This is a genomic window from Gracilimonas sp. (assembly GCF_017641085.1).
GTDB lineage: Bacteria > Bacteroidota > Rhodothermia > Balneolales > Balneolaceae > Gracilimonas.
The window spans coordinates 1-23,463 of the sequence record NZ_JAEPPI010000002.1 but is presented as its reverse complement, the minus strand read 5'-3'; the positions used below and the strand labels follow the sequence as shown (position 1 = coordinate 23,463).

Genomic DNA, 23,463 nt, shown 5'->3' with positions numbered 1-23,463 from the left:
TGTACTCCTTGATATTATTGTTTCAGTTCATACCTTTTAAGCAAATCCACATAATCCAAATACCAATAAAGATTGGGAACCAAAAGCAGACGGACTTTGGCAACTAAGCCTACTTCTGGTGCATAATATTCGAACAAGGTCAAATATCCAGCCACATCTATCGGTTCATCTACCATGGTTCTAATGACATAGCACTCGAAGGTACCTGCGGGAGTAGTAATTACCTCATCTTTTGATACCACTCTTCGGTCATAAACATCCACTACTTTTAATATCCCGTCAATTCTTAAACTAAATTGACCATCCCAAGGTGTATCAGGTAAAGGATTAGGTAAATAAAGGCCTTTTTTTAATAGGCTATCTCCTTTATTATCATATATACCTAAGTTGTAAATATCCTCTTTACCGAAATAGTAAGGATAACGAAATCCATTGTTTATAATTTGAGCATTATATAAGGTATCCTTTAAAAGGATGTCTTTTTTTTCCTCAATTTCTACAATAAACTTGCTTTGGGTGAAATCAATTGAATCAAATTTAATATGGAAGGAATCAAAACTTTCATACTCCCAACTAGTATCGCTATTTACAAAATTTGATGTTACATAACGGTCATAAATCCATTGGTTTCCCACTGCATTGGGCCAAAGGAAGTGAGAATAAGATTTTGCAATAACAGGATCTTTTGGGGCCACAATTTCATTTTTGCAACTAAAGATAAAGAGGCTGGTGAAACAACTTATCAATATAAATGAAGAAACACTTTTCATAATTGCATCCTTTATTTTGGTTCATAGCTTTTCAGCTAACCCACACCCATTCAAAAGATAAGCAAGGAGTAAAATAAGCCCCTGTTGTGCCGTTAGTTTTAGCATAAGATCTCTCTGGTTTTACCGGCGGATATTAATAAGAGTACATACACCGGCATTTGTTACAAAATTACTTTAATTATAACAATTGCTTATGAGTTTTGTTGCGCAGCGGGTAAGAGATGAGGTTGGAACCCGGCAAATATGTACGCACCAAGCTTGAGTTCCTGTATGAAGCAGAGATACACTGGGAAAAGCAGAAATGTTCACTTCTTTGAGTGAAATCCAAAAATAACCATTTTCCCGGCAGCACATCAAAATGAATAGTGCCTATACCCGCATATTCATGCTAAATTATTGTATCTCTGATTACAATTAAATACTATCACGGCAGTACGATTGATTATGAAGTTTAAGCGTCCAAAAAACATACATATGAATAAAGTCTCATCGGTTCTTTTTGCCGCCGTTTGCCTCTTCCTTTTTTGTACGGGCTGTGAGCAATCCTTCCAACCGCTGGATAAAACGGACGATGTGTTTACCATTTACGGAGTGCTTGATGTGCACAGCGACACGCAGTGGGTGCGGGTGATGCCCATCGGTGAAAGTTATCTTCCTCAGGATCCTTCGATCAGGTCAAGTGAGGTGCACCTTACCCGCGAAGCGACCGGAGAGACGGTAACCCTTAACGACTCGCTCTTTAAGTTTAGCGGGGACACCTACGTATGGAATTACTGGCTGCCCGATTCCGTCTTTACCAATGAAGTATATACTCTTGTAGCAGAAAACGAGGACGGCGAGCAAAGCAGGGTTACCCTGGAAACCCCCTCCTATTTAGAACCTCCGGAAATTGAAGAAAGAAACGGAGAAATCCGGGTTTCAGGTTTGGCAAATGACTCATTGGTGGTAGCTTCTGCGAATTACCTGGTTCAGCCGATTACAGATATGGGATGTGGACAAGAGGTTGAAATCTCAGTGTCACAGCTGGATCATACCTTATTAAATCCTGACGGAGGGTATTTCTTCATTGTTCGGGGGAGTAATGCTATTCGGGATGAGTTAGGGACAAGCAATTATATTGTAAACAGGTCAGCGGTAGAAGTGGTGACTGCCACCGATAGCTGGCCGGACGCGACAAGCCTGGAGGATATCGAAGTGGCCTTGCCGGAAGTGGTATCAAATGTTGAAAACGGAACGGGAGTGTTGGCCGGTGTTGCACGGCGTGAAGTAATTTTAACTCCCCGGAAGCCGCCATGTACAAATTAACTTTCAATGAATTTATCAGTTAGCGGGATAACTAATCATCTCAATAGATAATGTCGGAACTAAAAAAAAGTATTTTCCTACTACTTTTGTTATTACCCCTGAAAGAAGTATATGCCCAGAATAATGCGGTCAGGGGTATTATTTCAGACCAGGGAACCGGGGAGGCTCTGATAAGTGCCACCGTTTCAATCCAGACCTTCTCCGGGGAGATAGTGAAGGGTACGGTAACGGATAACAACGGGCATTACCAGATAAATAACATTGACCGGGGAGATTATATTTTCAAGGCGAGTTATGTGGGTTACCAATCCTACACCGATACCATTCGGGTAATTAATTACGGAGGAGCCATTCTTAAAAACATAACACTGAGTCCTTCCAGTGAGGAGCTTGGAGAAGTTACCGTCTCTGACCGAAGCCGGGGCGATAATGTAGGGCAAACCCGGATTCAGCCCGAAACCATTGGCCGGGCACCAACACCGGCAGGCAGTGCCGATTTGGTGAGCTATATTCAAACTCAGCCCGGCGTTTTAGCTACCGGAGACAGAGGCGGTCAGCTTTTTGTTCGGGGAGGTACTCCTTCTGAGAATATGGTGCTGATGGACGGTACCCTGATTTATCAACCTTTTCATATTGTCGGGTTTTTCTCGGTATTTCCGGAGGATGTGGTTTCTTCAGCCGATTTTTATGCCGGTGGATTTGGCCCCAAATACAGTGGACGGTCTTCATCGGTTATGGATGTGAGGCTGAAGAACGGGAATTTGTACGAGCCCGGGTGGTCGGCATCTGTGAGTCCTTTTATTTCTGATTTATTTGTGGAAACGCCGGTTAAAAAGGGAAAGAGCTCTCTGCTTTTTTCCATGCGGGGATCTTTAATTGAGGAGACGAGCGATGCGTATTTACAGGAGCAACAGCCGCTGAAGTTTAACAGTCAGCTGATGAAATTTAATAGCACCAACAACGAAGGCCTTGGCTGTTCTGCTCTTTTAATGCGAACCTACGACCGGGGCAAGCTCAATTTTGATTCGGATCAATATTTTAAATGGAGCAATGCAGTTGCCGGAACCCGCTGCTTTGGAACTGCCCAGGAATCTTCCCTTTCATTTATGGAGCTGAATTTTGGCCTTTCCAATTTTAACAACGAAGCGGGCGGTGGTGGAGGAGGGCGTAGAACGTCCAATATTTTCAAGTCAAACCTGGATCTCAGTTTCGTTAACTATGTGAGCGATATCAAAATTGAGTATGGTTTCTTTGCCAACTACCGAACGGTGAACTTCGACATTCTGAATAGGTTCAACTCTTTGGATGCGAACGAAGAATCATTTTTAACAACCGGATTATATTTGGAGAGTGAGGTTCCGGTAGGGAAATACTTATCCCTGAAACCCGGACTTGTTGCCAATTCATATATGATTCGGCTTGACGGTACCCTGGAGCCTCGGTTTAGGTTTTCTTTAGACTTCACGGATGTTTTTAACGGGGAATTTCATGGAGCAGCAGGCGTGTATCTTCAGCCGTTAATTGGCTTGGCCGACTTACGTGATGCCGGCACCGCTTTTACAGCCTGGATGTTGCCGCCCGGTTATAAAACCACGATCAGAACCACCCATTACTTGCTTGGGTGGAGACAAACGGTGACTTCCAGTTTCGACTTCACCGTAGAAGGCTACTTCAAAACCATTGAGGATACCCCGATTTCGGTGTGGAATCCCGTGGCGCAATTTACAACGGAGCTGGCCTATGCAGATGGTACGGTGCGCGGGATTGATGCGCGGTTGAACTTCAACCACAAAGCATTCTATGCAGCGGTTGGCTATGGCTATTCAATCACAGAATATGAAACTTCTCAGGATCACTTTGTGCAATGGTTTGGCAAAGAGACACAGAGATATAACCCTCCACACGATCGCCGCCACCAAATAAATGCACAGCTTGGTTTTGACTGGGGCAATTTTTCAGCCAATCTGAACTGGATCTACGGCTCGGGCTTACCCTACACTCAGCCCAAAGGATTTGACAGCTTTTTTAATTTAGATGAAGGAGTTCCGGAGGTGAGAGATGAATACGGAACACCCAGGGTTTTACTGGAGAAACCTTTCCAGGGAAATATGCCCGATTTCCACCGGTTTGATGTATCACTCCAGCAGAAATTTCAGCTTCCCTCGGCTAACCTGAATGTGCAGCTTGGAGCCATTAACCTGTACGATCAACAAAACCTGTTCTATTACGATGTGTTCTCCCAAAGAGGAATAAATCAGTTGCCTATTGTACCTTATGTGGCCCTGAAGGTGGAGTCGAAATAAGCTTTATCTCCTTAGCGAGTTTTTTCTCATTGCGGCGCTTTGCTCCGCAATGCCCACCCGAGGCTCTGCCTCAAATACTGCATTCATATCTTTACACTATTACCCCTTTAACTAACATGAGGCGGAGCCTCACAATGAGGTTCCGCAGCGGAGCGGCGAAACCAGTCTAAATTGTAAAGTTGAATCTATCACTGCATTCAATAAATCTCATAGATACTTGATAAAGACAAAGCCCAAAAAGATTTGTACCTTTGGGCATTAGGAGAAAGAAAATCTAAATCGAGTAAAAAATGAGCGACAAACTGAAGCAAACCAGAGTTGAATTTGAAACCGGTTCGGGCAAAGCCTACCTGCACAGCCTCCCAAAGCTGAAAGAACTGGGTTATAAGAGTATTGACAAGCTCCCCTTCTCTGTAAAAATATTATTGGAAGCCGTACTCCGCGAATTTGACGGATACGCTGTTACTGAAAAAGACATTGAAGCACTGGCGAATTATAATGCCAAAGATCCGCAGGGTGAAATTCCTTTCAAACCATCCCGCGTAGTGCTGCAGGATTTTACCGGTGTCCCGGCTGTAGTTGATTTAGCAGCTTTAAGATCCGCTATGAAACGAATGGGTGGTAAAGCCACTGACATCAACCCGCAAGTACCTGTAGATTTGGTGATTGACCACTCTGTGCAGGTTGATATGTTTGGGCAAGATGCCGCGCTGATGTTCAACGTGGAAAAAGAGATGGAGCGTAACAACGAACGCTACGAATTCCTGAAATGGGGTAAAGAAGCTTTTGATAATTTCCGTGTGGTACCTCCGGGGCGTGGAATTGTGCACCAGGTAAACCTTGAGTATTTAGGCCGTGGTGTTTTCACCCGAAAAGAAGAAGACGGAACAACAACGGCTTACCCGGATACGCTGGTGGGAACCGATTCTCACACAACCATGATTAACGGACTCGGTATTCTCGGCTGGGGTGTTGGCGGAATTGAAGCGGAAGCCGCTATGCTTGGTCAGCCTATTTCCATGCTGGTTCCTGAAGTAACCGGAATGAAACTGACCGGAAAACTTCGTGAAGGAGTTACCGCTACCGACTTAACGCTGACGGTAACTCAAATGCTTCGTGAGCACGGCGTAGTAGGTAAGTTTGTAGAATTTTATGGTGATGGACTCAGCAATATGAGTCTGCCCGACCGAGCTACCATCGCAAACATGGCTCCTGAATACGGAGCAACCATGGGTTTCTTCCCAATCGACAAAGAGTCGTTGCGTTATATGAGAAGAACCGGACGTTCCGAAGAGCTGGTACAACTGGTTGAAAATTATACCAAGGCACAGGGCTTATTCAGAACGGATGATACTCCGGACCCTGAATTCTCTTCAACCCTCGAACTTGATTTGAGCACTGTTGAGACTTCACTTGCCGGACCAAAACTTCCTCACGACCGAATTACCCTCGGTAATATGAAGAAGGCATTTGAAAACTCACTGACCAGCGATAACCCAACCATGGGTTTCAATCTGGCTCAGGAGAAGCTGGCCAACAAAGGCTTGTACAAAAACGGGCAGGAAATTGAGATGAAGCACGGTGATGTGGTTATTGCCGCTATTACTTCCTGTACCAACACTTCCAACCCAAGCGTAATGCTGGGTGCCGGAATTGTAGCGAAGAAAGCCTACGAAAAAGGACTTAAAGTGCCTGCTTACGTGAAGACCTCACTCGCGCCCGGTTCTCGTGTGGTAACAGAATATCTGAAAGAAGCCGGCTTAACCGAGTATATGGATAAGCTTGGCTTTAACCTGGTAGGATACGGATGTACTACCTGCATCGGTAACTCAGGTCCGCTGCCCGAGCCGGTTGAAAAAGCCATCAAAGAAGGCGACCTGATTGCAGCCGGCGTGCTTTCCGGAAATCGTAACTTTGAAGGCCGAATTCACCCTTGGGTGAAAGCGAATTACCTGGCTTCACCTCCATTGGTAGTAGCTTATGCACTGGCCGGAAGTGTGGACATCGATCTTGCTACCGAGCCTTTAGGTAAAGACAAAGACGGCAATGATGTGTATCTGAAAGACATCTGGCCAACAACGGCAGAGATAGCTGAACACTTGGATGCAGCTATTCGTCCGGAGCTTTTCGAGAAGATGTACGGCGATATTTTTGAATCCCCAACCTGGGAAGAAATCCCGGTATCCGGTGGCGATTTGTTCAACTGGAGTGAAGAATCAACCTACATTCAGGAGCCTCCATTCTTTATGGATATGAATGAAGAGCCGGAGCCTATCAAGCCTATTAAAGGCGCGAGAGCCCTGGTGAAAGTTGGCGATTCTATTACCACTGATCACATTTCTCCGGCCGGTAATATTAAAGAAGACGCTCCCGCAGGTATTTACCTGAAAGAACATGGAGTGGAGAAAAAAGACTTCAACTCTTACGGTTCACGCCGAGGTAATGACCGTGTGATGACGCGCGGTACCTTTGCCAACGTTCGGTTTAAGAATCAGCTGGCTCCCGGTAAAGAAGGTGGGTTTACCAAGTATTTCCCTGATGATGAAATCACTACGATTTATGATGCATCCCTGAAATACAAGGAGACAAACACACCGCTGGTTGCCTTAGCCGGTAAGCAGTACGGAACCGGTTCATCCCGCGACTGGGCTGCAAAAGGAACTGCGCTGCTTGGAATCAAAACGGTAATAGCGACTTCGTACGAGCGTATTCACCGATCAAACCTGATTCAAATGGGTGTACTTCCCCTTCAGTTTAAAGAAGGCGAAAGTGCTGACACTCTTGGTTTAGACGGTTCGGAAACATTCGACATTCACGTGGATGACAATGTGAAAGCCCGTGACGAGATTAAAGTAACGGCAACCAAAACCAATGGTGAAGTTGTTGAATTTATGACCGATTGCAGAATCGATACTCCGGTTGAGGTAGATTACTACCGCAATGGTGGAATCCTGCATACGGTATTGCTTGATTACCTCAAGAAAAGTAAAGCAGAGAGCTAATCAAGGCGATTTAATCATTCTAAAAGCACAGAATTTTATTCTGTGCTTTTTTTATTTTCGAGATTGTTTATTATTGGAGCAGAAATGCAGAGCTGATTACCTGTCTTTTCTCAGCCTCTGATAAGTATAATTTTTCGGGTATCGTTATTAAAAATCAGGACAAAAATATAGTCAGGGAAGGACCTCAGACTCCAGGCCATGAAGCACTCCTTTTGCATGTGGTAGATGGTATAAACCGAACACTGCAACTAAAGGAAGTACTTCGCAAATGTATGGAGGCTGCCAAGGTAGTGATGAACTCGGAAGCGAGTTCTCTTATGCTTTTGGATGAACTCACCGGTGATTTGAACGTCAGCATTCCAACCGGCCCCGTGAAAGATGAGATTATGGGGATGGCCGTTCCGAAAAGCAAGGGTATTGGCGGATGGGTAATATCGTATAACCAACCCTTCATCTCTAATGATGTGGTGGAAAGCGATATTTTCTGGAAAGACCTGTCCACAGGCTTCACAACCCGGAATATCATTTGTGTGCCTTTGCAGGATAATGAGGGGCAGGCATTCGGCGTACTTCAGGCCATCAACAAAAAGGACGGGCAAATGTTTGTGAACGAAGATGTGCCTGTTTTTGAATCGCTGGCCCTTCATGTTGCTTCCGCCATCGAGCGTTCCAAAAAGTTTGACGAGGTGGAGAGAAAACTGGCTGAACGGGAGGAGGAAATCCTGGACATCCACACTCGGCTGAATGATAACTTGTCTGCAATTTCTGACCTCCTTGAGTTTGACCTGGAAGAAATCAGAGATCTTGACTCCCGAAAAATACTGAAGGCTACGAATACACGCATTAAATCCATGATGAACGTGCAGCCTCTCTTGTCTGAGAAGTCGGAATCCGGAACCATCAACTTATCAAAATACCTGGGACTGATAGCCGGTCAGGTAGAACAATCATTCGAAGATTCAGATGTGGATGTGAGATTTACTTTACGTTTTGAAGACGCACAGCTGGATGGCAGAAGAAGCATGCTTTGTGGTTTAATTTTGAATGAATTGATGACCGCTGCATATAAAAAAGCATCTTCCAGTAAAGAAATAGGAGAGGTAATCGTAAGTCTGAAGCAGACCGGGAAGGAAAAAGTTGTGGTTATTGTGACGGATAATGGCCGTGGAACAGAGGATATTCAAAAGGATGTTGAAGGAATGAAAAGTCCAAAAGCCATCATTCGAAACCTGGCGGAAAAGCTGGAGGCAGACCTTACCTACACACAAAACCCTGAAATCGGTTCAACCTCCATTCTTTCATTTCATATTTAAATCCACCAGCTGCCGAGCCCCCGCATTGTAAAAATCTCCGCTACTTTATTCTTGAGGGGTGAATGCAGCATGCCCTTTACAAACAGGTTTCTGAATACAGGCATCCTTTGTTTTCGTCCCAGTGCCATATTGATTTCCGCTCTTCGGGCCACTTTTTTTGCAATAGACTTTTGATGTTCGGAATACCTTCGAAACTCCTGTTCAGCGATACCAGAATCTTTGTTTTTAATTAGAGCAAAAGAATCAGCGAGCACCCGGCCGTCCAGCCAGCCGAGGTTCATCCCCTGTCCTCCGATGGGGCTTACAACATGAGCGGCATCACCGGCCAATAATACCCTGCCTTTTGCAAAGGTTTCAGCCATAAAATGCTGCACTCCAAAACTGCTGAGCATTGTGCTTTTTATGCCAAATAAGTCATAACCCAGCCTGTCCTGCACCAAAGTAGCGAGTTTTAGCTGACTTGGTTCCGGTATATAATCATCGGTCTTTACCACCCAGCGTCTCATGCCATTCGGTAGCGGGAAACATTCAATCAGGCCTTCTTTTAGCAAAAATACAGCCGCATCGGGACCGAAATCGGTGGTATCTTCAAAATCGCCCATAATGTAGGTGTCGTTATATCTTTTCCCGGAATAGTGGATTGAGGCTTTTTGGCGGATAGCACTGTTTTTCCCATCACAACCGATGATGTAGTCAGTCGTTATTCGCTGATTCGCTTGCTGATCAATGGAATAGGTGATTTCCACAAACTGCCCATACTCATCGAAGTGTTTTACGGTTGCTCCGGTTATCAAAGCATCTTCATCAAGTTTGCTCAGTTCATTACGCAGAATTTTTTCTGTGGTGAATTGCGGACTAGCGAGAATATAATTATGAGGTGTCGGGCAATTTTCGAAGGAGATTTCACCCAGCTTCTGGTCTTTGGTAAGCGCAATTCCTTTCCTGATTTTCAAACCGGCACTTAAGAATGGCTCCGTGATCCCCACTTCATCAAACAGCTCCAGCGATACAGGGTGAATGCCCAATGAGCGTGAATCTGGTACGGGTTCTTTTCGCTTTTCAAGTACACGGCATGCAATTCCTTCTTTAATAAGGCAGATGGCCAAAAATAATCCAACGGGCCCTCCACCTACAATTATCACCGGTATGTCGGGCTTAGTTTTTGTCATACTTCAATAATAAACGAAAGGGAAATAAGCGTTGAACCTGCCATCCGGCAGGGGCGACTTCAGCCAATTCCGCCTTGGTGTAACTTCGTTTTATGGAAATCAATCCATCGGGAACAATGAAGGAATTACGAAAAATCAGCCGGGCAAAAGTGGCAAAGAGGCCAAAGCCAATATCACTCCGTTCAATATCATTGAAAATGACTTTTTGAAGGGCAAGCGACTTCGCTTCGTCTAATATCTGTAGCGTTTGATTTTTTGACAGGTGATGAAGCACATGATTGGAAATCACGAAATCGTACGCACGGGATTGGGATTTCAGATCCGTGGAAGAACAATGCCTGAATGTAACCTGATCAGGAGCCTTCTGCTGCCGGGCAAATTCAAAGGCTCGTTGATCAGTTTCTATAGCTGTGATTTGCAAATCGAGCCCATCCCTTTTTGCCCATTCAGAAAGTTTGAGAGCTACATCTCCGCCTCCAAAGCCGATGTCGAGGAGAGAATAAGTTTTACCTTTCTCCATCAGTGGCCGAAGTTCGTTTTTATAAATCCGTTTCCATTGTGACAGCAGCAAGTTAATAGTCGCAAACTGCCGATAGGTATTTTCCAGCAGGTGAGGATCACAATCATCCCGATCCATATATTCAATTAAATCCGGCCGGCGCTTTGACAGAAAAACAGGCATGGATCAATCCTCGTCCGGATGGTGAACTTCAAAGAGGCCGCTTTCGATGGTCAAACCCGGACCAAAAGCCATGGGAAGAACGTACTGTCCGGCTGTTAAATCAGAATCCAGCAGCTTCTTGAGTACAAACAGAACCGTGGCGCTGCTCATATTCCCAAACTCGGAAAGCACAGCCCGGGATGCTGATATTTGATGGGGTTTCAGATTCAGGCTGTCCTCAATTTTGTCAAGGATTGCACGCCCACCCGGATGCAAAGCCCAGTAATCGATATCCGCTCTGGAAAGCTGATAAGCCTCATAAAGTGGCTGAACAACAGATTCCAGGTTCTCTTTGATGATGTCCGGCACATAAGTGGAAAGGATCATATTAAAGCCGGAATCACCAATGGTCCAGGCCATATCTTTTTCCCCTTTTGGAGCCAGGGAAGAAGCAAACTTCCGGATTTCAAAACCTTGCTTTTTGGGTGGTTTTGAAGAGATGATCATTCCTGCTGCCCCATCTGCAAACACAGACCCGGATAGCAAATTGTCGATGTCATTTCTGAATTGAAAGTGAAGCGTGCATAGCTCAGCTGCAACCACCATCACCACGGCATTCGGATCGGCTTTGCAAAATGATTGGGCCATTTTCATAGCCGGGAAGGCGGCATAGCATCCCATAAACCCCACATGAAAACGTTCGGTAGAAGGTTTCAACCGGAGAGCTTTCACCAGTTCATAATCGGGCCCGGGAGCAAAAAAACCGGTACAGGATACAGTGACTACATGGGTGATTTCTTCGGAAGAGATATGAGGATTGTCAGCAAGCAGTTTCCGCCCGACATCCACAAAAAGCTTTCTTGATTCATCTTCATACACCTTGTTCCGGGCGGCCGTACCGGGCTCAGATTTAACCTGACCGTTAAAAAATAGTCTCCCGTGTTCGTTGGGTTCAAAATCCTGTACCACAGAATGCCGTTTCTCAATGCCCGACTGCGTATAAATGCGGTGAATAATAGCTTCGGTTTTTCGATCTGTGCCCACATGCTTTTTCATTACCTCGCGGATATGCTGCTGATCGCTCGAAAAAGGCGGAACTGAAGTGGCTATGTCATGAATGAATACGGGCATATGGTAGGATAACAATTTGGGGATGTTATCCAAACCTTTTGGGCCGGGTCTTCATTCAGTTAAGTTCTGGCTTTCGTGAGCCTATTAAACCGGTAGTTATGTAATACAGCTGCTACAGTCAGTCCACCGATCAGCCCAATCCATAATCCTTCCGGGCCATATCCGAGATAAATCCCTAACAGGTATCCGGTCGGAAACCCCACAAGCCAGTACGAAATGAAGTTCACGATCATGGGAATGCGAGTGTCCTTTAATCCACGAAGTGCGCCAAAAGCACCGACTTGCAGTCCGTCTGAAATCTGGAAAATAGCGGCCATAAACAGTAAGGAAATGGCAACAGAAGCTACTTCCATATCATCGGTGTAAATGCTGATGATGAATTCCGGTGCCAGGAATAACAGCAAGGCGGTGAGCGTCATCACGCCGGCACAAATGACAATTCCCACAAAACCCCGAAAGCGGGCATTGGCCATAGAACCTTGTCCCAGGGAAAAGCCGACCCGTTGGGAAATAGCCATGGAAAGCCCGAAAGGAATCATAAACATGGTAGCTGCCACATTAATCGCAATTTGGTGAGCAGCGGCAGCTTTAACGCTCAGTGTTCCCATCAGCAAGCTGACGGTAGCAAAAAGAAGGATTTCCATAGATGAACTCACCCCGTTTGGTACACCTACTTTAATGAGTTCACCAATGTACTTCCACTCCGGACCGGTTGTCCGATCGAAAATATTAAATCGTTTGAATGGCTTAAAAGATGCGGTAAAGGCGATGAATACAATGGCCCCGAACAGATTAATGATGGAGGTTGCATAGCCGGTGCCAACCGCTCCCAAAGCCGGGAATCCTAATTTGCCGTACATCAGCACGTAGTTGGCGCCGACGTTTAAAACCAGGCTTGCCGCGGCAATGTACATAGCCGGCTTGGTAACCGATAACCCTTCACTGAAGTATCGTACACCGGCGTAGGCAAGCAGCGGTAATACGCCCCAGGAGATGGCTTTGAGGTATCCATCGGCGAGGGGGATGATTTCCGCGGTTACGCCCACCAGGTGCATCACCAGGTCCAGGTTTCGGATCAGGAAAAAAGCGGGAATGGTTAGTAAGATGATGAGCCAGAACATCTGCCGGGCGCTTTTGCCAATCTCTTCAAACTTTCGGGCACCCAGAAATTGAGAAACCACCGGATTGATGGCGATCAACGTGGCCATACAAAAAATTCCAATGGGCATATAAATGGCATTACCGATGGCGACGGCCGCAAGATCGAGGGCAGACAGGTTTCCGGCCATTACCGTATCGGTAAAATTGAGCCCCATTCGTAAAAGCTGAGTGGCAATGATGGGGCTACCAATAGCTACTAACTTCAGCCCTTCTTTCTTTATATCTTTGCGCGGATTTTTCATAGGAGGAGCGCAAAGGTACGGACAAATTTTCTCCAATAGCGATAAAGATTGGCTATTGGGTCTATTCGGTTTTGTCTAAGGGAAGATGAATGATGAAGGTAGTTCCCTTTCCTTTTTCGGAGGCAAAAGAAATCTCGCCATCGTGTGCTTCAATGACTTTTTTAGTGATGGCCAGCCCCAGTCCGGTTCCGCTCGATTTAGTGGAAAAGTTTGGCACAAAAATCTGACCCTGAGTTTCTTTCGGAATACCTTCGCCATTGTCTTTCACAGATATGACCGCCTTGTCTTTTGCCCTGCTCAGAGCAGTTGTCAAGGTGACTTTGCCGCCTTCGGGCATGGCCTCATGCGCATTCTTAACGAGGTTGATAAGTGTCCTCCGCAGTTCGTCTTTAACGCCAAGAACCCGGAGTTTTCCTTGGTGAAGTTCAGTTTTTATGGTGAGGTTCTCTTCCGGCTCATACAGCTCTGCCACCGATGCAATCAGTTCATTCATTTCAACCGGTTTAAACTCCTGATCGGTAGGGCGGGCAAACTTGGAGAAATCGGATGCAATTTGGCTGAGTGATTCAATCTGTTCAATCATATTTGCCGCGATCTTCTCAATTTTTGGCTTCATGAGTTTGAACTCATCTTCCGAAACATTCAGCTGTCGCTCCAGGTGTTGGAGGTTTAGTTTCATGGGCGTAAGCGGATTCTTGATTTCGTGGGCAACCTGCTGGGCCATTTCTTTCCAGGCAGCTTCCCTTTCGGCGCGGGCCAGGTCTTTCTGTAAGTCTTTCAGCCGGTACACCATAACGTTATAAGCATTGGTCAGCGAGCCGATTTCATCTTTACTTTTTACCGGGAGAGTAGTTTCCAGATCGCCCCCTGATATTTTTTTAAGCCCTTCCCTAAGTGCTTCGAGTGGTGAGGTTAATTGGGTTGAAATCAATGAAGCGGCAATAATGAACAGCCCGAATATGATGACATAAAATCCGAGCAAATAGCTAGTTGTTGAAAGTAGCTGTTCATTGAATTTCGGGGCTTCCAGAAAGGTAGGAATGGCAACAATACCGGCAATCGACCCTTCTGTGTTAAGCCAGGGCTGATATCCAATCAACAGTTCCTGATTACCAAGGATGGCTTTTCGGGTAACCTGGCTGTTTCCCCGGTTATAAATGGAATCGTACACATCCCAGGGCAAAATTCTCGGAAGCAGGTGCTGATTATAAATCTGGCTGGTGGTAGAGGTGTTGATGGTTTTGTCTTTATAAAGAGCAGCATCAGCATCCAGTGTTGAAGTAAGTTCACTTAAGGGAATTGGGGATGCGTTTGGGGATTGTTTCTCCTGCAATGAGATGGCGTCAGTCAGATTGCCCAGTTTATCCAACAGTTGGTCTTGTACGCTTTTTTGGTTTTGGCTTTTGATGGCATAATATGTGGTTGCGATCAAGGCCATCAGGCAAAGCAGGGAGGCAAATACAAAACGGTCGATAAGCCGGTCTCTAAATCGACGGTTATGCCCCAGAATGTTGAGATCTTTTTTCCAGAACAGGGAGCCAAGCACGAGGAGACCGGTAATCAACACACAAAAGAAAAACCGGAGCAGCGAAAACAGGTGATTATCAAGGCCGGGGTGATTTGTAGCAGCCCGTATTATTTTCTCACTTGAGGTGGCAATGAAAAACTCCCTGATTTGCTGATCTCCAAGACCCGCTGTTCTGAACATGGTGGAATCATCTTCAACCACAATATCTTCAATAAGCTCTCCGGGAAGTCGCAGGTAACCGGGCATTTCCAGGGGTATACCCACAATGTTTCTGCGGGAAGCAAGACCGTTCACATATTCCGTGATACTGATTGACGCGTTCCAGTTTTCACTGCCCTCTGAAGCAATTACAGCACGCAGTGGTTTCTCAAACTGAGGGCGCTCGCGGTACACGGAGCAAAGAATCCATCCAATACGCTGCGGAGACGAACCATTTTCATAAAGGGGAATCCAAGCCCGGCGGAAAGAGGAATAATTTGAGTTGGCTTCATTTAAAGGCCGTTCCCGGACAATAGGCCGAAGGTTTTCCAGCCGGATTTGTTCCTCCTCAAATGGAATCACCAGCGACATTATATTGAAAGCGCGGGTCCATGCCGGGGAATCTAAATCAGAAGAGTACTCCCCAATGATATCCCCATTATTATTTACAAGCTGGGTTGAGATGGAGAAACGCTCCCATTCTTCGGTAATAAGTTGTTGGGTTTGCTGGGTGAAATAATTCTCAACAAAAGCGGGGCGCTGATTTAAATCTTCTTCGGTAAGATTAGAGACTGAGCGCTCAAGCCCGGTAAGTAAACTTCTGGCAATACGTTCGGCCTGGGTGGCTTCTTCATCAACGAATAACTCGGCTGCCCGCTGCATCTGCCCATTCAATCGTTCAGAATAGCCTTTGTACACAGCTATATACGATAAGCCTACAGAGATAAAGCTGAATAAAAGCAGTAATCGTAAACGGGAGGCATAGGTAAATAAATCAGGATCTCGATTGGCCAGGAAAACGAAGCTAAGGATGGTTCCAAAGAAAATGCCGGTGGTAAGGGAAATCCATCCCGCAATATGGGCATTGGCACTCAGCTCAAAGATGATAAACATCCCAAGGATATATCCTGAAAGGATGAATAAAAAGGGAATAATGGGAGGGGTGACGGTGAGCTTAATGATAAACCAGCCCAGCAAGGTTAACAGCGTGATGCACGAAATGGCGAAAACCCCGGACATCACATAAAAAACGAGGGTGTCCCAGTTGGGGAATACTTCAAGATCTAACACCGGGATAGAAGTCTGGGTAAAAAGAGAGTAAGTTTCAATGATATAAAAGTGAAGCAGGAAGGCGCATAAAAACCCAAAGAAAACCAGGGTTAACGTCAGGGTGATTTTAGGTTGTTTTTGCAGCTCAATCTCTGAAGAAATTAACGGGCGGAAGCAGACGATGGTGAGCAGCAGAACAAATAACGCATGTACTCCATATTTTACCAGGGGTTTGAGCGTCAAAAAATCTTGTTGACCCAAAGCATAGAATATTTCAATCCATCCCACCCCGTAATCAATATTCGAAAAGAAAGCCCATGCCAAAGTGATGGCAAACAATTTCAACAGCAAGGATTTCCAGGTGCTCAATTCCCGGGAAATAGAAATCAAAAACAGGGTAATTAGACATATGAAAACAGCGTAGAAAATAGCCCGGTATAAAAAGTAACGGTTCTGTTGGTTTGACCGATAGGTGGCATAGTCTTCCGAAAGGGTGTAAACGACTCCGGCTGAATCTATATTCGCGGTAGATATTTTTGTTTGGAACTGAATGTTAGCCGGTGGGTTTTCAAAAAAACTAAAGTGAACCGGGTACTCCGATTCTGTCTGAAAAAGAGTTGAAGGACTTATCTCGGCATTGGTGCCAATGGGGAGAATATTTTCCTGCTTAATTTTCTTCCGGGTAATGAGGATAAACGGTACGGAAGAATCCGCCTCATTGACGGTGAAGGAGGTTCGGTATTGCAGAAAAGTGACGTTGTTATTCTGTTCAATGCTTAAAACGGCTTCGCTGCTATCCGAAATGGTGGGGAGAGTCTTTGCGGCAAAGCCGGTCCAAAGCAACTGGTCCTGATCTCTAAAAAGTGACAACCCCCAGAAGTCGAAACCTGCTACTGCTTCTTCGGCCAGAGCATCTGTCGGGACATTGTTTTCTTGAAATTGTTTTGCGGTAGCCGCATACTTTTCACTTTCATTAATGAAGTCCTGCTCAAAATCGCTGTAGTTTTGCAGTGCTTTATAAACCGATTGATTGGCTAATTGAACCTGTTCAATCTCAGAAAGCTGCCCTTGTTCGGTCCATATTTCAAATATCCCGTAAGCAAGGGCGATCAGAGTCAGCAAAAAGGCAAGAGCCCAGGTTTTATTTTCTATGGGTGATTTCAATATAGCGCTACTCATAAAGGTGAGAACGAATATGAGCGTAAATTAACGGCTAATCAAGTTTGGTATTTCGCTGTCTGCTTTACCTTCAAGGACTGATGTGATCGCTTCGGCGGCAAGCATGCCGATGTCTTTTCTGGTGCGATGGGTAGCACTGGCGATATGCGGAAGCAGCAGGGTATTTGGGGCCGTTAATAGATCGGGATGTACTTTGGGCTCTTCTTCAAAAACATCGAGTGCGGCTCCGGCAATTTGGTTTTGGTGCAATGCCTGGGCTAAGGCGGCCTCATCAATAACCGCTCCTCTCGAAATATTGATCAATAATGCGTGCTCAGGCATCGAATCTAAAAGCTCTTTATCCACCAGGTGATGGGTTTCTTCAGTGAGAGGGCAGTTCAGACTCAGTACATCAGCGCGTTGGGCAAGCTCTTTATGATCGGCAATAAATTCGGCTTCAAGTTCCTGTTCTGTTTCTTCATCCACTCTTGTGCGGTTGTGGTAGATAATCTTCATGCCAAATGCACGGGCCCGGTCTGCAAAGGCCTGCCCAATTCTCCCCATCCCTATGATGCCAAGGGTTCGGTCTCTCAGTTCCATTCCTAAAAAGCCAAGGGGTTCCCAGCCGGCAAAATTTCCGTCACGCAGATATTGTTCGGCTTCTTTGAATTTTCTGGAAAGTGCGAGCAGCAGGCCCATTGCGTAATCTCCACAAGCTTCGGTAAGCACATCCGGGGTGTTGGCTACTTTAATGCCAAGGTCATGAGCGGCTTCTACATCAATGTTATCATACCCAACGGCGAAGTTGGCTACTACCTTCAGGTTTTGCCCGGCTTTTAGTACCGTCTCAGAAACCGGGGTGGAGAGCATGCATAGAAGTCCGTCGTATTCCGGGATATCCCGAATGAGCGCTTCCTCAGATTGGTAGGTGCCTTTATCCCCAACAGTGACCGATGCGAAGTTCTTCAAATAATCAATTACATCATCAGGTATAGGTTCTGTGATCAGGATCTTAGGCATGTCAGGTTATTCTGTTGAAGAGCCAAGCGGCAGTTCAAATTCCTTTTCATTAATCACAATCAGCTTTTTTTGTTCCCACTGCTCCGAACTGATGCCTTTATGGATATAGGTGAATGGAGTGATAGTTTGGGCACACATCTGCTGATATTTTTGCCAGCCGATAATATTCAGTGTCAGCATTTCGGGGACGATGCGCTCATCCACACGAAGTATTTGGGTGCAGGGATTCGGGAAAGTTCCTTTTACTACTAATGCTTTTTCTTTCTGCACTCTGATAAAGGCGATACTGTCGATAGCGATCTCTTTCTCTACATATGGAATACGGTGCGGTGGATTTTCATCAACTAAATCCGGGTAACGTTCCTCCGGGGATGGTTGATTTGAAGCACATCCAACTCCCAGAATAATCACAGCGATCAAATAAATGAGGAGATTATAAACTTTCATTCTTCAGAAGCATCTTCAATGTAGGTAACCTTGGCATCATTCCACATGCGCTCAAGTCCGTAGAAGTCCCGCTTTTCTTTACTCATTACGTGTACAACAATGTTTACAAAATCCAGGATTACCCAGGAGCGTCTCTGCAAACCCTCTTTCTTCCAGGCTTTCTCGCCCATTTTTTCGCGTACATCTTCTTCCACAACGTCGGCGAGAGCTTTAATTTGAACGTCGGAGTTACCATGGCAAACAACGAAATAGTCAGTAAGGGTGGTCAGTTCGGAAACATCCAGCACGGTTATTTCTTTGCCTTTTCGGCTAAGCAGAGCCTCCGTAATTACTTCCACCATTTCCTGAGAATCAGGGGTGTCATCCGAGAAGGCATTTTCAAATTGTTTTTTTGCTGGTTGTTTAATGTCGGTCATAAAGTTAATCAGTGTTTAGTTTTTCAAAGTCGTGGCCAATAATTACGCTCACGTCGAGATAAAAATCAGGAGACGATTCCCGAATTACGTTCCGTTCAGGAACGCCTAATGCGTTAGCCACACGATATGCATTATCCATCACTCCGCTTCGTGATATTATAAGGGTTTCCTGGAGGTCAAACGTTTCAAAATTTCCGGTTTCAACCACATCGAACCCGTTTTTCCGGAGCAATCCGGTATAGGAGTTGGCGATTCCTGAAATCCCGCACCCATTCAAAACCTCAATTTGAATGATTTCGCTTATAAGTTCTGATTGAAGCTCTGCCCGTTCATTAAAAATGCGGGGATAAATGATGCGGGTAAATAGTGCTGCTACCAAAACCAGCAGCAGAACACTTAGAAATCCAATAGCGGCGTTTAAAAAAAGTTCGTTCGTACCGGAAGAGCTGTTACCTTTTGTTTCTGCCATCAACTACGTTTTAAAAATCCTTTCTAATACCAGGGGTTGAACCGGTTATACCCATAGGCTCCGAATCCATAGGGGTTGTGGTACCCATAGCCTGCCGGTAGTTGTTGATATTGCAACTGAATGCGCGCATTGTCGCTGATTTTGTAGTTCAATTCGGCATTCCGGATTAAAACCTGTCCGCCTAAATTATTATTAGTGTTAACAAAATCAGAACCTCCGAATGGAGAGTGAAGGAAAGAAACATCCACGCGGCCGGTAAGGTCCGGGGTAAACATAAAGTTGAGCGTGTTGGTGTAAGCGTTAACGTTCTGATAGGAACCGCCAACAGCGCCAAAACTCATTGAGTAAGAGTGGCTCATCGTCACGTTGTTCTGGAAGAAATCATTCAACCAGGTTTGGACAGTAGATGTCTGGGAGTTAATAATGGGCCCTGAAAAGTCGTTGTATCTGGGAAGATCCTCTCTCAGCTGGGCAGATAATTGAACACTAAAAATAATAGCGAACGCAAAAGTGAGTGTAAATAATTTTTTCATGATGCTCGTCAAAGTTTACAGTTGAACGCAAGAGCAGATACTTAAGTATAACGAATTGGCCTTTAATAATAAACAACAGACAATGGGTACAAGCTTTGAAATCCCATAAAAAAAACTCTATCTTATTCAACTTTTCTAACAGTACTGAATAACCTGATAAATAGCTAAATGAAGCTTACCGATTTTAAATTCGAGATTGACGATTTAAACATTCCTGAAGAACCGCTGAAAAAAAGAGATTCAGCCAAGTTGATGGTTCTTAATCGTGCTGAAAAAACCATCGAGCACACCACTTTTGATAAAATTCATGAGTACATCAATAAAGATGATGTCATGATCTACAACAACACCAAAGTATTCCCGGCCCGTCTGAACGGTAAGAAGGAAAAAACAGAAGCGGATATCGAGGTTTTTCTGCTGAGAGAATTGATGCCGGAAAACATGCTTTGGGATGTGCTGGTTGAGCCGGCGCGTAAAATCCGAATCGGGAATAAACTGTATTTTGGTGAGGAAGACGAAGAGCTGATGGCTGAAGTAGTGGATAACACAACTTCACGCGGGCGTACTATTCGTTTTCTTTATGAAGGACCTAATCAGGAGCTGTACAACAGGCTGGATGAACTCGGTAAAATGCCTTTACCTCCATTCATCGAACGTGAGCCGGTAGAAGAAGACAAAGAGCGATACCAAACTATTTTTGCGACCGAGCGTGGAGCTGTAGCTGCCCCGGCGGCCGGAATGCATTTTACGGAAGAGCTGGTTGAGAAGATTAAGAAGAAAGGAGTCGAGTTCTTGCCGACCACCCTTCATATTGGTTGGGGAATTTTTCGCAACGTTGAAGTTGAAGATTTGACCAAGCATCGAATGGACTCAGACAATTACTTCATTTCTAAAGACACGTCTGATAAAATCAACGAAACACTGAAAAAGAAAAAGAACCGGGTGATTGCCATTGGTTCAAGTTCTTGCCGTACCATCGAAACAAGCGTGATGGCGAGTGGAATGTCAAAACCGGGTACAGGTTGGACCGATAAGTTCATATACCCTCCTTACGATTTTAAAATTACAGAAGGGTTGGTCATTAACTTCCATCAGCCGGAATCAACACGCTTGATGCTGGCAGCCGCTTTTGCCGGTTACGACTTCCTGATGGAGGCTTACGAAGAAGCCAAGAAAAACGATTACCGTATGTTTGCATTCGGTGATGCAATGCTGATTCTTTAAACATGTCTAAACTGTCGGTCATAATACCGGCGGCAGGGTCGGGGGAGAGAATGGGTTCCGATATCCCCAAGCCTTTTATAAAGGTGGGGGATAAAGCCATTCTTGAACATACCATTTCCAGGTTTCTGGAAGTTCCGGATGTAGCCCAAATCATTATCGCTACATCAAAAAGCTATATCCCGGCTATAAAGTCCATGTTTGAGCAGCTTTCGACAGACATACAATTGGATGTAGTTGAAGGCGGTACTGAGCGTCAGTTCTCAATATATAATGCACTTAAACTTGTGTTTGCTGAATGTGAGCTGGTTGCCGTGCATGACGCAGTTCGTCCCTTTGTTCGCAAGCAACTTATTGAAGAGTGTTGCGAGGTTGCTTCAAATATAGGTGGAGCTGTTCTTGGGGTGCCCGCCAAAGATACCATCAAAAAAGTGGATGCAGTTAAGTTGATCGAATCTACCCCTGATCGGTCGGTTTTGTGGCAGGCTCAAACCCCCCAGGTTTTTCAAAAAGAATTGCTCGTCAAGGCATATGAGTCAGCTTTAGATGAGAACTTCATCGGTACCGATGACGCGTCCTTAGTAGAAAGAATTGGCGGAGCCATTCAAATGGTTGAAGGAGACCGCGAAAATTTGAAGATTACCTACCCTGTTGACCTTAAGGTTGCAGAATTAATTCTTGGAGAGGAAAAGTGAAAGGTATGCGAATTGGATATGGATACGATGTGCATCGGTTTAGCGAAGGGCGTAAGCTCATGCTCGGTGGGGTTGAAATACCTCATGATAAAGGACTTCTTGGTCACTCCGATGCAGATGTATTGCTTCACGCTATAACCGATGCGCTGCTTGGGTCACTTGCTCTCGGGGATATAGGTGCACACTTTCCAGATACAGATCCTGAATTCAAAAATGCCGACAGCCGGGTGTTGCTCCGAAAAAGTTATGAGCTGATAAAGAAGAAGGGCTATCAGTTAGGAAATCTGGATGCCACGATAATAGCTGAGCAGCCAAAACTCCGTCCATATATAGATGACATTCGTAAAACCATAGCTGAAGACCTTGGTTGTTCCATCGACGATATATCCGTTAAGGCAACAACTTCCGAGAAAATGGGATTTGCCGGTCGTGAGGAAGGTATAATCGCACAGGCTGTAGTTCTTATTCAGGTTTCCGGGTGATGGCTGATCAGATTGTACAAAGTATTGTCGATTGGATAAGTGTAGTGCCGCCTATTGGTGTGTATCTCATCTTTTTTGGAATAGCCTATATCGAGAACCTTATCCCGCCCATGCCCGGAGATGTGATTGTGGCTTTCGGCGGATATTTAGCTGCGGAAGGTTTGATTGGATTGTTTCCCGTATGGAGTCTCACCGTTGTTGCTTCCGTGGCAGGATTTATGACGATGTATTGGTTGGGCCATCGGTGGGGTGCTCAAATAGAAGAAAACAGAGATAGTCATTTTTTACTCCGCTTTATCGATTACAAGTATTTTGCCAGGGGTAAAAAATGGATGAGCCGATGGGGGCAGGGAGTGGTTGTTGCGAATCGTTTTTTGGCCGGAACCCGATCAGTGATCTCGCTCACAGCCGGGATGTCTCATCTCAAAATTACACCCACAATTCTGAGTTCATTGGTGAGTTCGGTTTTATGGAATACCCTGCTATTGGCGATGGGCTGGGTCATTCGGGATAACTGGCAAATTATCGGGGAGTATCTATCCAACTATGGAAAGGTCATTTTAGCGTTGATAGCGCTGTTTGTAGGGCTTAAAGCCTACTTTTTCTATCGCAGAAGGAAGCAAGTCGTAAAAGATGAAAAAGAGTGAAATTTTTTCACAAAACATTATTGACAATCAAAGCTATCATACTTAATTTTGAAGTCTTTCGCGAAAAGCCAGTGTAGCTCAGTTGGTAGAGCAACGGTTTTGTAAACCGTCGGTCATCGGTTCGAATCCGGTCACTGGCTCAGCGATCTTTAATTTATTGATTTTATCTGGGGAGATACCAAAGCGGCCAACTGGGGCAGACTGTAAATCTGTTGTCGTGAGACTTCGTAGGTTCGAATCCTACTCTCCCCACGCGTAAGCGAGCGTAGCTCAATTGGTAGAGCGTCACCCTTCCAAGGTGAATGTTGCCGGTTCGATTCCGGTCGCTCGCTCAACGACGCCGATATAGCTCAGGGGTAGAGCACTTCCATGGTAAGGAAGGGGTCGTCGGTTCAAATCCGACTATCGGCTCAGGTCGAAATTTTTTTTGATGAATTTTTAAACAATACTTAACAAAACAGCTTAATCATGGCAAAAGAGACCTTTGAACGGAATAAGCCCCATGTGAACGTGGGAACAATTGGACACGTAGATCATGGTAA

At 45.2% G+C, this 23,463-nt stretch carries 19 protein-coding genes, 4 tRNA genes and 1 pseudogene; 13 read left to right on the top strand and 11 right to left on the bottom strand.

Features of this window, described 5'->3' with window-relative positions:
- Positions 1 to 14 precede the first annotated feature (14 nt).
- Positions 15 to 770 (bottom strand): hypothetical protein, encoded by a 756-nt coding sequence (locus JJ941_RS07035; protein WP_290963197.1) that lies wholly within the window; start codon positions 768 to 770, stop codon positions 15 to 17.
- Between the two features lie 474 nt (positions 771 to 1,244).
- Here JJ941_RS07035 and JJ941_RS07030 point away from each other — a divergent pair, with 474 nt between their 5' ends.
- From JJ941_RS07030 to JJ941_RS07015, 4 genes are all read left to right on the top strand, one after another.
- A complete protein-coding gene (locus JJ941_RS07030) occupies positions 1,245 to 2,075 on the top strand; it encodes a hypothetical protein (RefSeq protein ID WP_290963195.1) in 831 nt (276 codons plus the stop codon).
- Between the two features lie 50 nt (positions 2,076 to 2,125).
- Positions 2,126 to 4,378: a carboxypeptidase-like regulatory domain-containing protein gene (locus JJ941_RS07025; RefSeq protein WP_290963193.1), complete on the top strand. Its 2,253-nt coding sequence runs from the start codon at positions 2,126 to 2,128 to the stop codon at positions 4,376 to 4,378.
- A gap of 290 nt (positions 4,379 to 4,668) precedes the next feature.
- Entirely contained in the window at positions 4,669 to 7,380 is a 2,712-nt protein-coding gene (gene acnA, locus JJ941_RS07020; protein WP_290963191.1) for an aconitate hydratase AcnA, read from the top strand.
- 218 nt (positions 7,381 to 7,598) lie between these two features.
- Complete coding sequence (locus JJ941_RS07015) at positions 7,599 to 8,693, top strand: GAF domain-containing protein (protein ID WP_290963189.1); 1,095 nt, start codon at positions 7,599 to 7,601, stop codon at positions 8,691 to 8,693.
- Here JJ941_RS07015 and JJ941_RS07010 read toward each other — a convergent pair.
- The 10 genes from JJ941_RS07010 to JJ941_RS06965 form a co-directional block, all read right to left on the bottom strand.
- Positions 8,690 to 9,862, bottom strand: coding sequence for an NAD(P)/FAD-dependent oxidoreductase (locus tag JJ941_RS07010; protein WP_290963187.1), 1,173 nt, complete (start codon positions 9,860 to 9,862; stop codon positions 8,690 to 8,692). The genes JJ941_RS07015 and JJ941_RS07010 overlap by 4 nt on opposite strands.
- Positions 9,849 to 10,544, bottom strand: coding sequence for a methyltransferase domain-containing protein (locus JJ941_RS07005; RefSeq protein WP_290963185.1), 696 nt, complete (start codon positions 10,542 to 10,544; stop codon positions 9,849 to 9,851). Before JJ941_RS07005 ends, JJ941_RS07010 begins: the two co-directional genes overlap by 14 nt.
- Before the next feature lie 3 nt (positions 10,545 to 10,547).
- Positions 10,548 to 11,654 carry a 3-oxoacyl-[acyl-carrier-protein] synthase III C-terminal domain-containing protein gene (locus JJ941_RS07000; protein WP_290963183.1) on the bottom strand — a complete coding sequence of 369 codons (1,107 nt, stop codon included), beginning with the start codon at positions 11,652 to 11,654 and terminating at the stop codon, positions 10,548 to 10,550.
- 59 nt (positions 11,655 to 11,713) lie between these two features.
- Complete coding sequence (locus JJ941_RS06995) at positions 11,714 to 13,057, bottom strand: MATE family efflux transporter (protein ID WP_290963182.1); 1,344 nt, start codon at positions 13,055 to 13,057, stop codon at positions 11,714 to 11,716.
- Positions 13,058 to 13,118: 61 nt separating this feature from the next.
- Positions 13,119 to 17,012, bottom strand: a complete 3,894-nt coding sequence (locus tag JJ941_RS06990) for a HAMP domain-containing sensor histidine kinase (RefSeq protein WP_290963181.1) — start codon at positions 17,010 to 17,012, stop codon at positions 13,119 to 13,121.
- Between the two features lie 27 nt (positions 17,013 to 17,039).
- Positions 17,040 to 18,011, bottom strand: coding sequence for a D-glycerate dehydrogenase (locus JJ941_RS06985; RefSeq protein ID WP_290963180.1), 972 nt, complete (start codon positions 18,009 to 18,011; stop codon positions 17,040 to 17,042).
- Between the two features lie 6 nt (positions 18,012 to 18,017).
- Positions 18,018 to 18,458, bottom strand: a complete 441-nt coding sequence (locus JJ941_RS06980; RefSeq protein WP_290963179.1) for a hypothetical protein — start codon at positions 18,456 to 18,458, stop codon at positions 18,018 to 18,020.
- Positions 18,455 to 18,874, bottom strand: a complete 420-nt coding sequence (gene rsfS / locus JJ941_RS06975) for a ribosome silencing factor (protein WP_290963178.1) — start codon at positions 18,872 to 18,874, stop codon at positions 18,455 to 18,457. Before rsfS ends, JJ941_RS06980 begins: the two co-directional genes overlap by 4 nt.
- 4 nt (positions 18,875 to 18,878) lie before the next feature.
- The gene (locus JJ941_RS06970) at positions 18,879 to 19,343 is read right to left on the bottom strand and encodes a LytR C-terminal domain-containing protein (RefSeq protein ID WP_255134574.1); all 465 of its coding nucleotides are present in this window, start codon (positions 19,341 to 19,343) and stop codon (positions 18,879 to 18,881) included.
- 23 nt (positions 19,344 to 19,366) lie between these two features.
- Positions 19,367 to 19,876, bottom strand: coding sequence for a hypothetical protein (locus JJ941_RS06965; protein WP_290963176.1), 510 nt, complete (start codon positions 19,874 to 19,876; stop codon positions 19,367 to 19,369).
- Between the two features lie 168 nt (positions 19,877 to 20,044).
- On the opposite strand from JJ941_RS06965, the gene queA reads away from it, so the two are divergent.
- From queA to JJ941_RS06920, 9 genes and pseudogenes are all read left to right on the top strand, one after another.
- Positions 20,045 to 21,100, top strand: coding sequence for a tRNA preQ1(34) S-adenosylmethionine ribosyltransferase-isomerase QueA (gene queA, locus JJ941_RS06960; RefSeq protein ID WP_255134576.1), 1,056 nt, complete (start codon positions 20,045 to 20,047; stop codon positions 21,098 to 21,100).
- A 2-nt stretch (positions 21,101 to 21,102) separates the two neighbouring features.
- Positions 21,103 to 21,792: a 2-C-methyl-D-erythritol 4-phosphate cytidylyltransferase gene (gene ispD / locus JJ941_RS06955; RefSeq protein ID WP_290963172.1), complete on the top strand. Its 690-nt coding sequence runs from the start codon at positions 21,103 to 21,105 to the stop codon at positions 21,790 to 21,792.
- 5 nt (positions 21,793 to 21,797) lie between these two features.
- Positions 21,798 to 22,274, top strand: a complete 477-nt coding sequence (gene ispF, locus JJ941_RS06950) for a 2-C-methyl-D-erythritol 2,4-cyclodiphosphate synthase (RefSeq protein ID WP_290963170.1) — start codon at positions 21,798 to 21,800, stop codon at positions 22,272 to 22,274.
- A complete protein-coding gene (locus JJ941_RS06945) occupies positions 22,274 to 22,921 on the top strand; it encodes a DedA family protein (RefSeq protein ID WP_290963168.1) in 648 nt (215 codons plus the stop codon). The genes ispF and JJ941_RS06945 overlap by 1 nt, the downstream gene beginning before the upstream one ends.
- Before the next feature lie 67 nt (positions 22,922 to 22,988).
- A tRNA-Thr gene (locus JJ941_RS06940) sits at positions 22,989 to 23,061 on the top strand.
- 29 nt (positions 23,062 to 23,090) lie between these two features.
- Positions 23,091 to 23,173 (top strand) — tRNA-Tyr (locus tag JJ941_RS06935).
- Between the two features lie 7 nt (positions 23,174 to 23,180).
- A tRNA-Gly gene (locus JJ941_RS06930) sits at positions 23,181 to 23,253 on the top strand.
- Positions 23,254 to 23,260: 7 nt separating this feature from the next.
- Positions 23,261 to 23,332 (top strand) — tRNA-Thr (locus JJ941_RS06925).
- Positions 23,333 to 23,389: 57 nt separating this feature from the next.
- Positions 23,390 to 23,463 (top strand): annotated as a pseudogene (locus JJ941_RS06920) (elongation factor Tu); the annotation flags it as partial.

Excerpts from the sequence above, each read along its gene's own strand:
- JJ941_RS06945 (WP_290963168.1), top strand. The coding sequence starts at position 22,274 with ATGGCTGATCAGATTGTACAAAGTATTGTCGATTGGATAAGTGTAGTG.
- JJ941_RS06980 (WP_290963179.1), bottom strand. The coding sequence starts at position 18,458 with ATGAAAGTTTATAATCTCCTCATTTATTTGATCGCTGTGATTATTCTG.
- JJ941_RS06965 (WP_290963176.1), bottom strand. The coding sequence starts at position 19,876 with ATGAAAAAATTATTTACACTCACTTTTGCGTTCGCTATTATTTTTAGT.
- JJ941_RS07025 (WP_290963193.1), top strand. The coding sequence starts at position 2,126 with ATGTCGGAACTAAAAAAAAGTATTTTCCTACTACTTTTGTTATTACCC.
- JJ941_RS06990 (WP_290963181.1), bottom strand. The coding sequence starts at position 17,012 with ATGAGTAGCGCTATATTGAAATCACCCATAGAAAATAAAACCTGGGCT.
- ispD (WP_290963172.1), top strand. The coding sequence starts at position 21,103 with ATGTCTAAACTGTCGGTCATAATACCGGCGGCAGGGTCGGGGGAGAGA.
- acnA (WP_290963191.1), top strand. The coding sequence starts at position 4,669 with ATGAGCGACAAACTGAAGCAAACCAGAGTTGAATTTGAAACCGGTTCG.
- rsfS (WP_290963178.1), bottom strand. The coding sequence starts at position 18,874 with ATGACCGACATTAAACAACCAGCAAAAAAACAATTTGAAAATGCCTTC.
- JJ941_RS06995 (WP_290963182.1), bottom strand. The coding sequence starts at position 13,057 with ATGAAAAATCCGCGCAAAGATATAAAGAAAGAAGGGCTGAAGTTAGTA.
- JJ941_RS07000 (WP_290963183.1), bottom strand. The coding sequence starts at position 11,654 with ATGCCCGTATTCATTCATGACATAGCCACTTCAGTTCCGCCTTTTTCG.
- JJ941_RS06970 (WP_255134574.1), bottom strand. The coding sequence starts at position 19,343 with ATGGCAGAAACAAAAGGTAACAGCTCTTCCGGTACGAACGAACTTTTT.
- JJ941_RS06985 (WP_290963180.1), bottom strand. The coding sequence starts at position 18,011 with ATGCCTAAGATCCTGATCACAGAACCTATACCTGATGATGTAATTGAT.
- JJ941_RS07035 (WP_290963197.1), bottom strand. The coding sequence starts at position 770 with ATGAAAAGTGTTTCTTCATTTATATTGATAAGTTGTTTCACCAGCCTC.
- JJ941_RS07010 (WP_290963187.1), bottom strand. The coding sequence starts at position 9,862 with ATGACAAAAACTAAGCCCGACATACCGGTGATAATTGTAGGTGGAGGG.
- queA (WP_255134576.1), top strand. The coding sequence starts at position 20,045 with ATGAAGCTTACCGATTTTAAATTCGAGATTGACGATTTAAACATTCCT.
- ispF (WP_290963170.1), top strand. The coding sequence starts at position 21,798 with ATGCGAATTGGATATGGATACGATGTGCATCGGTTTAGCGAAGGGCGT.
- JJ941_RS07005 (WP_290963185.1), bottom strand. The coding sequence starts at position 10,544 with ATGCCTGTTTTTCTGTCAAAGCGCCGGCCGGATTTAATTGAATATATG.
- JJ941_RS07030 (WP_290963195.1), top strand. The coding sequence starts at position 1,245 with ATGAATAAAGTCTCATCGGTTCTTTTTGCCGCCGTTTGCCTCTTCCTT.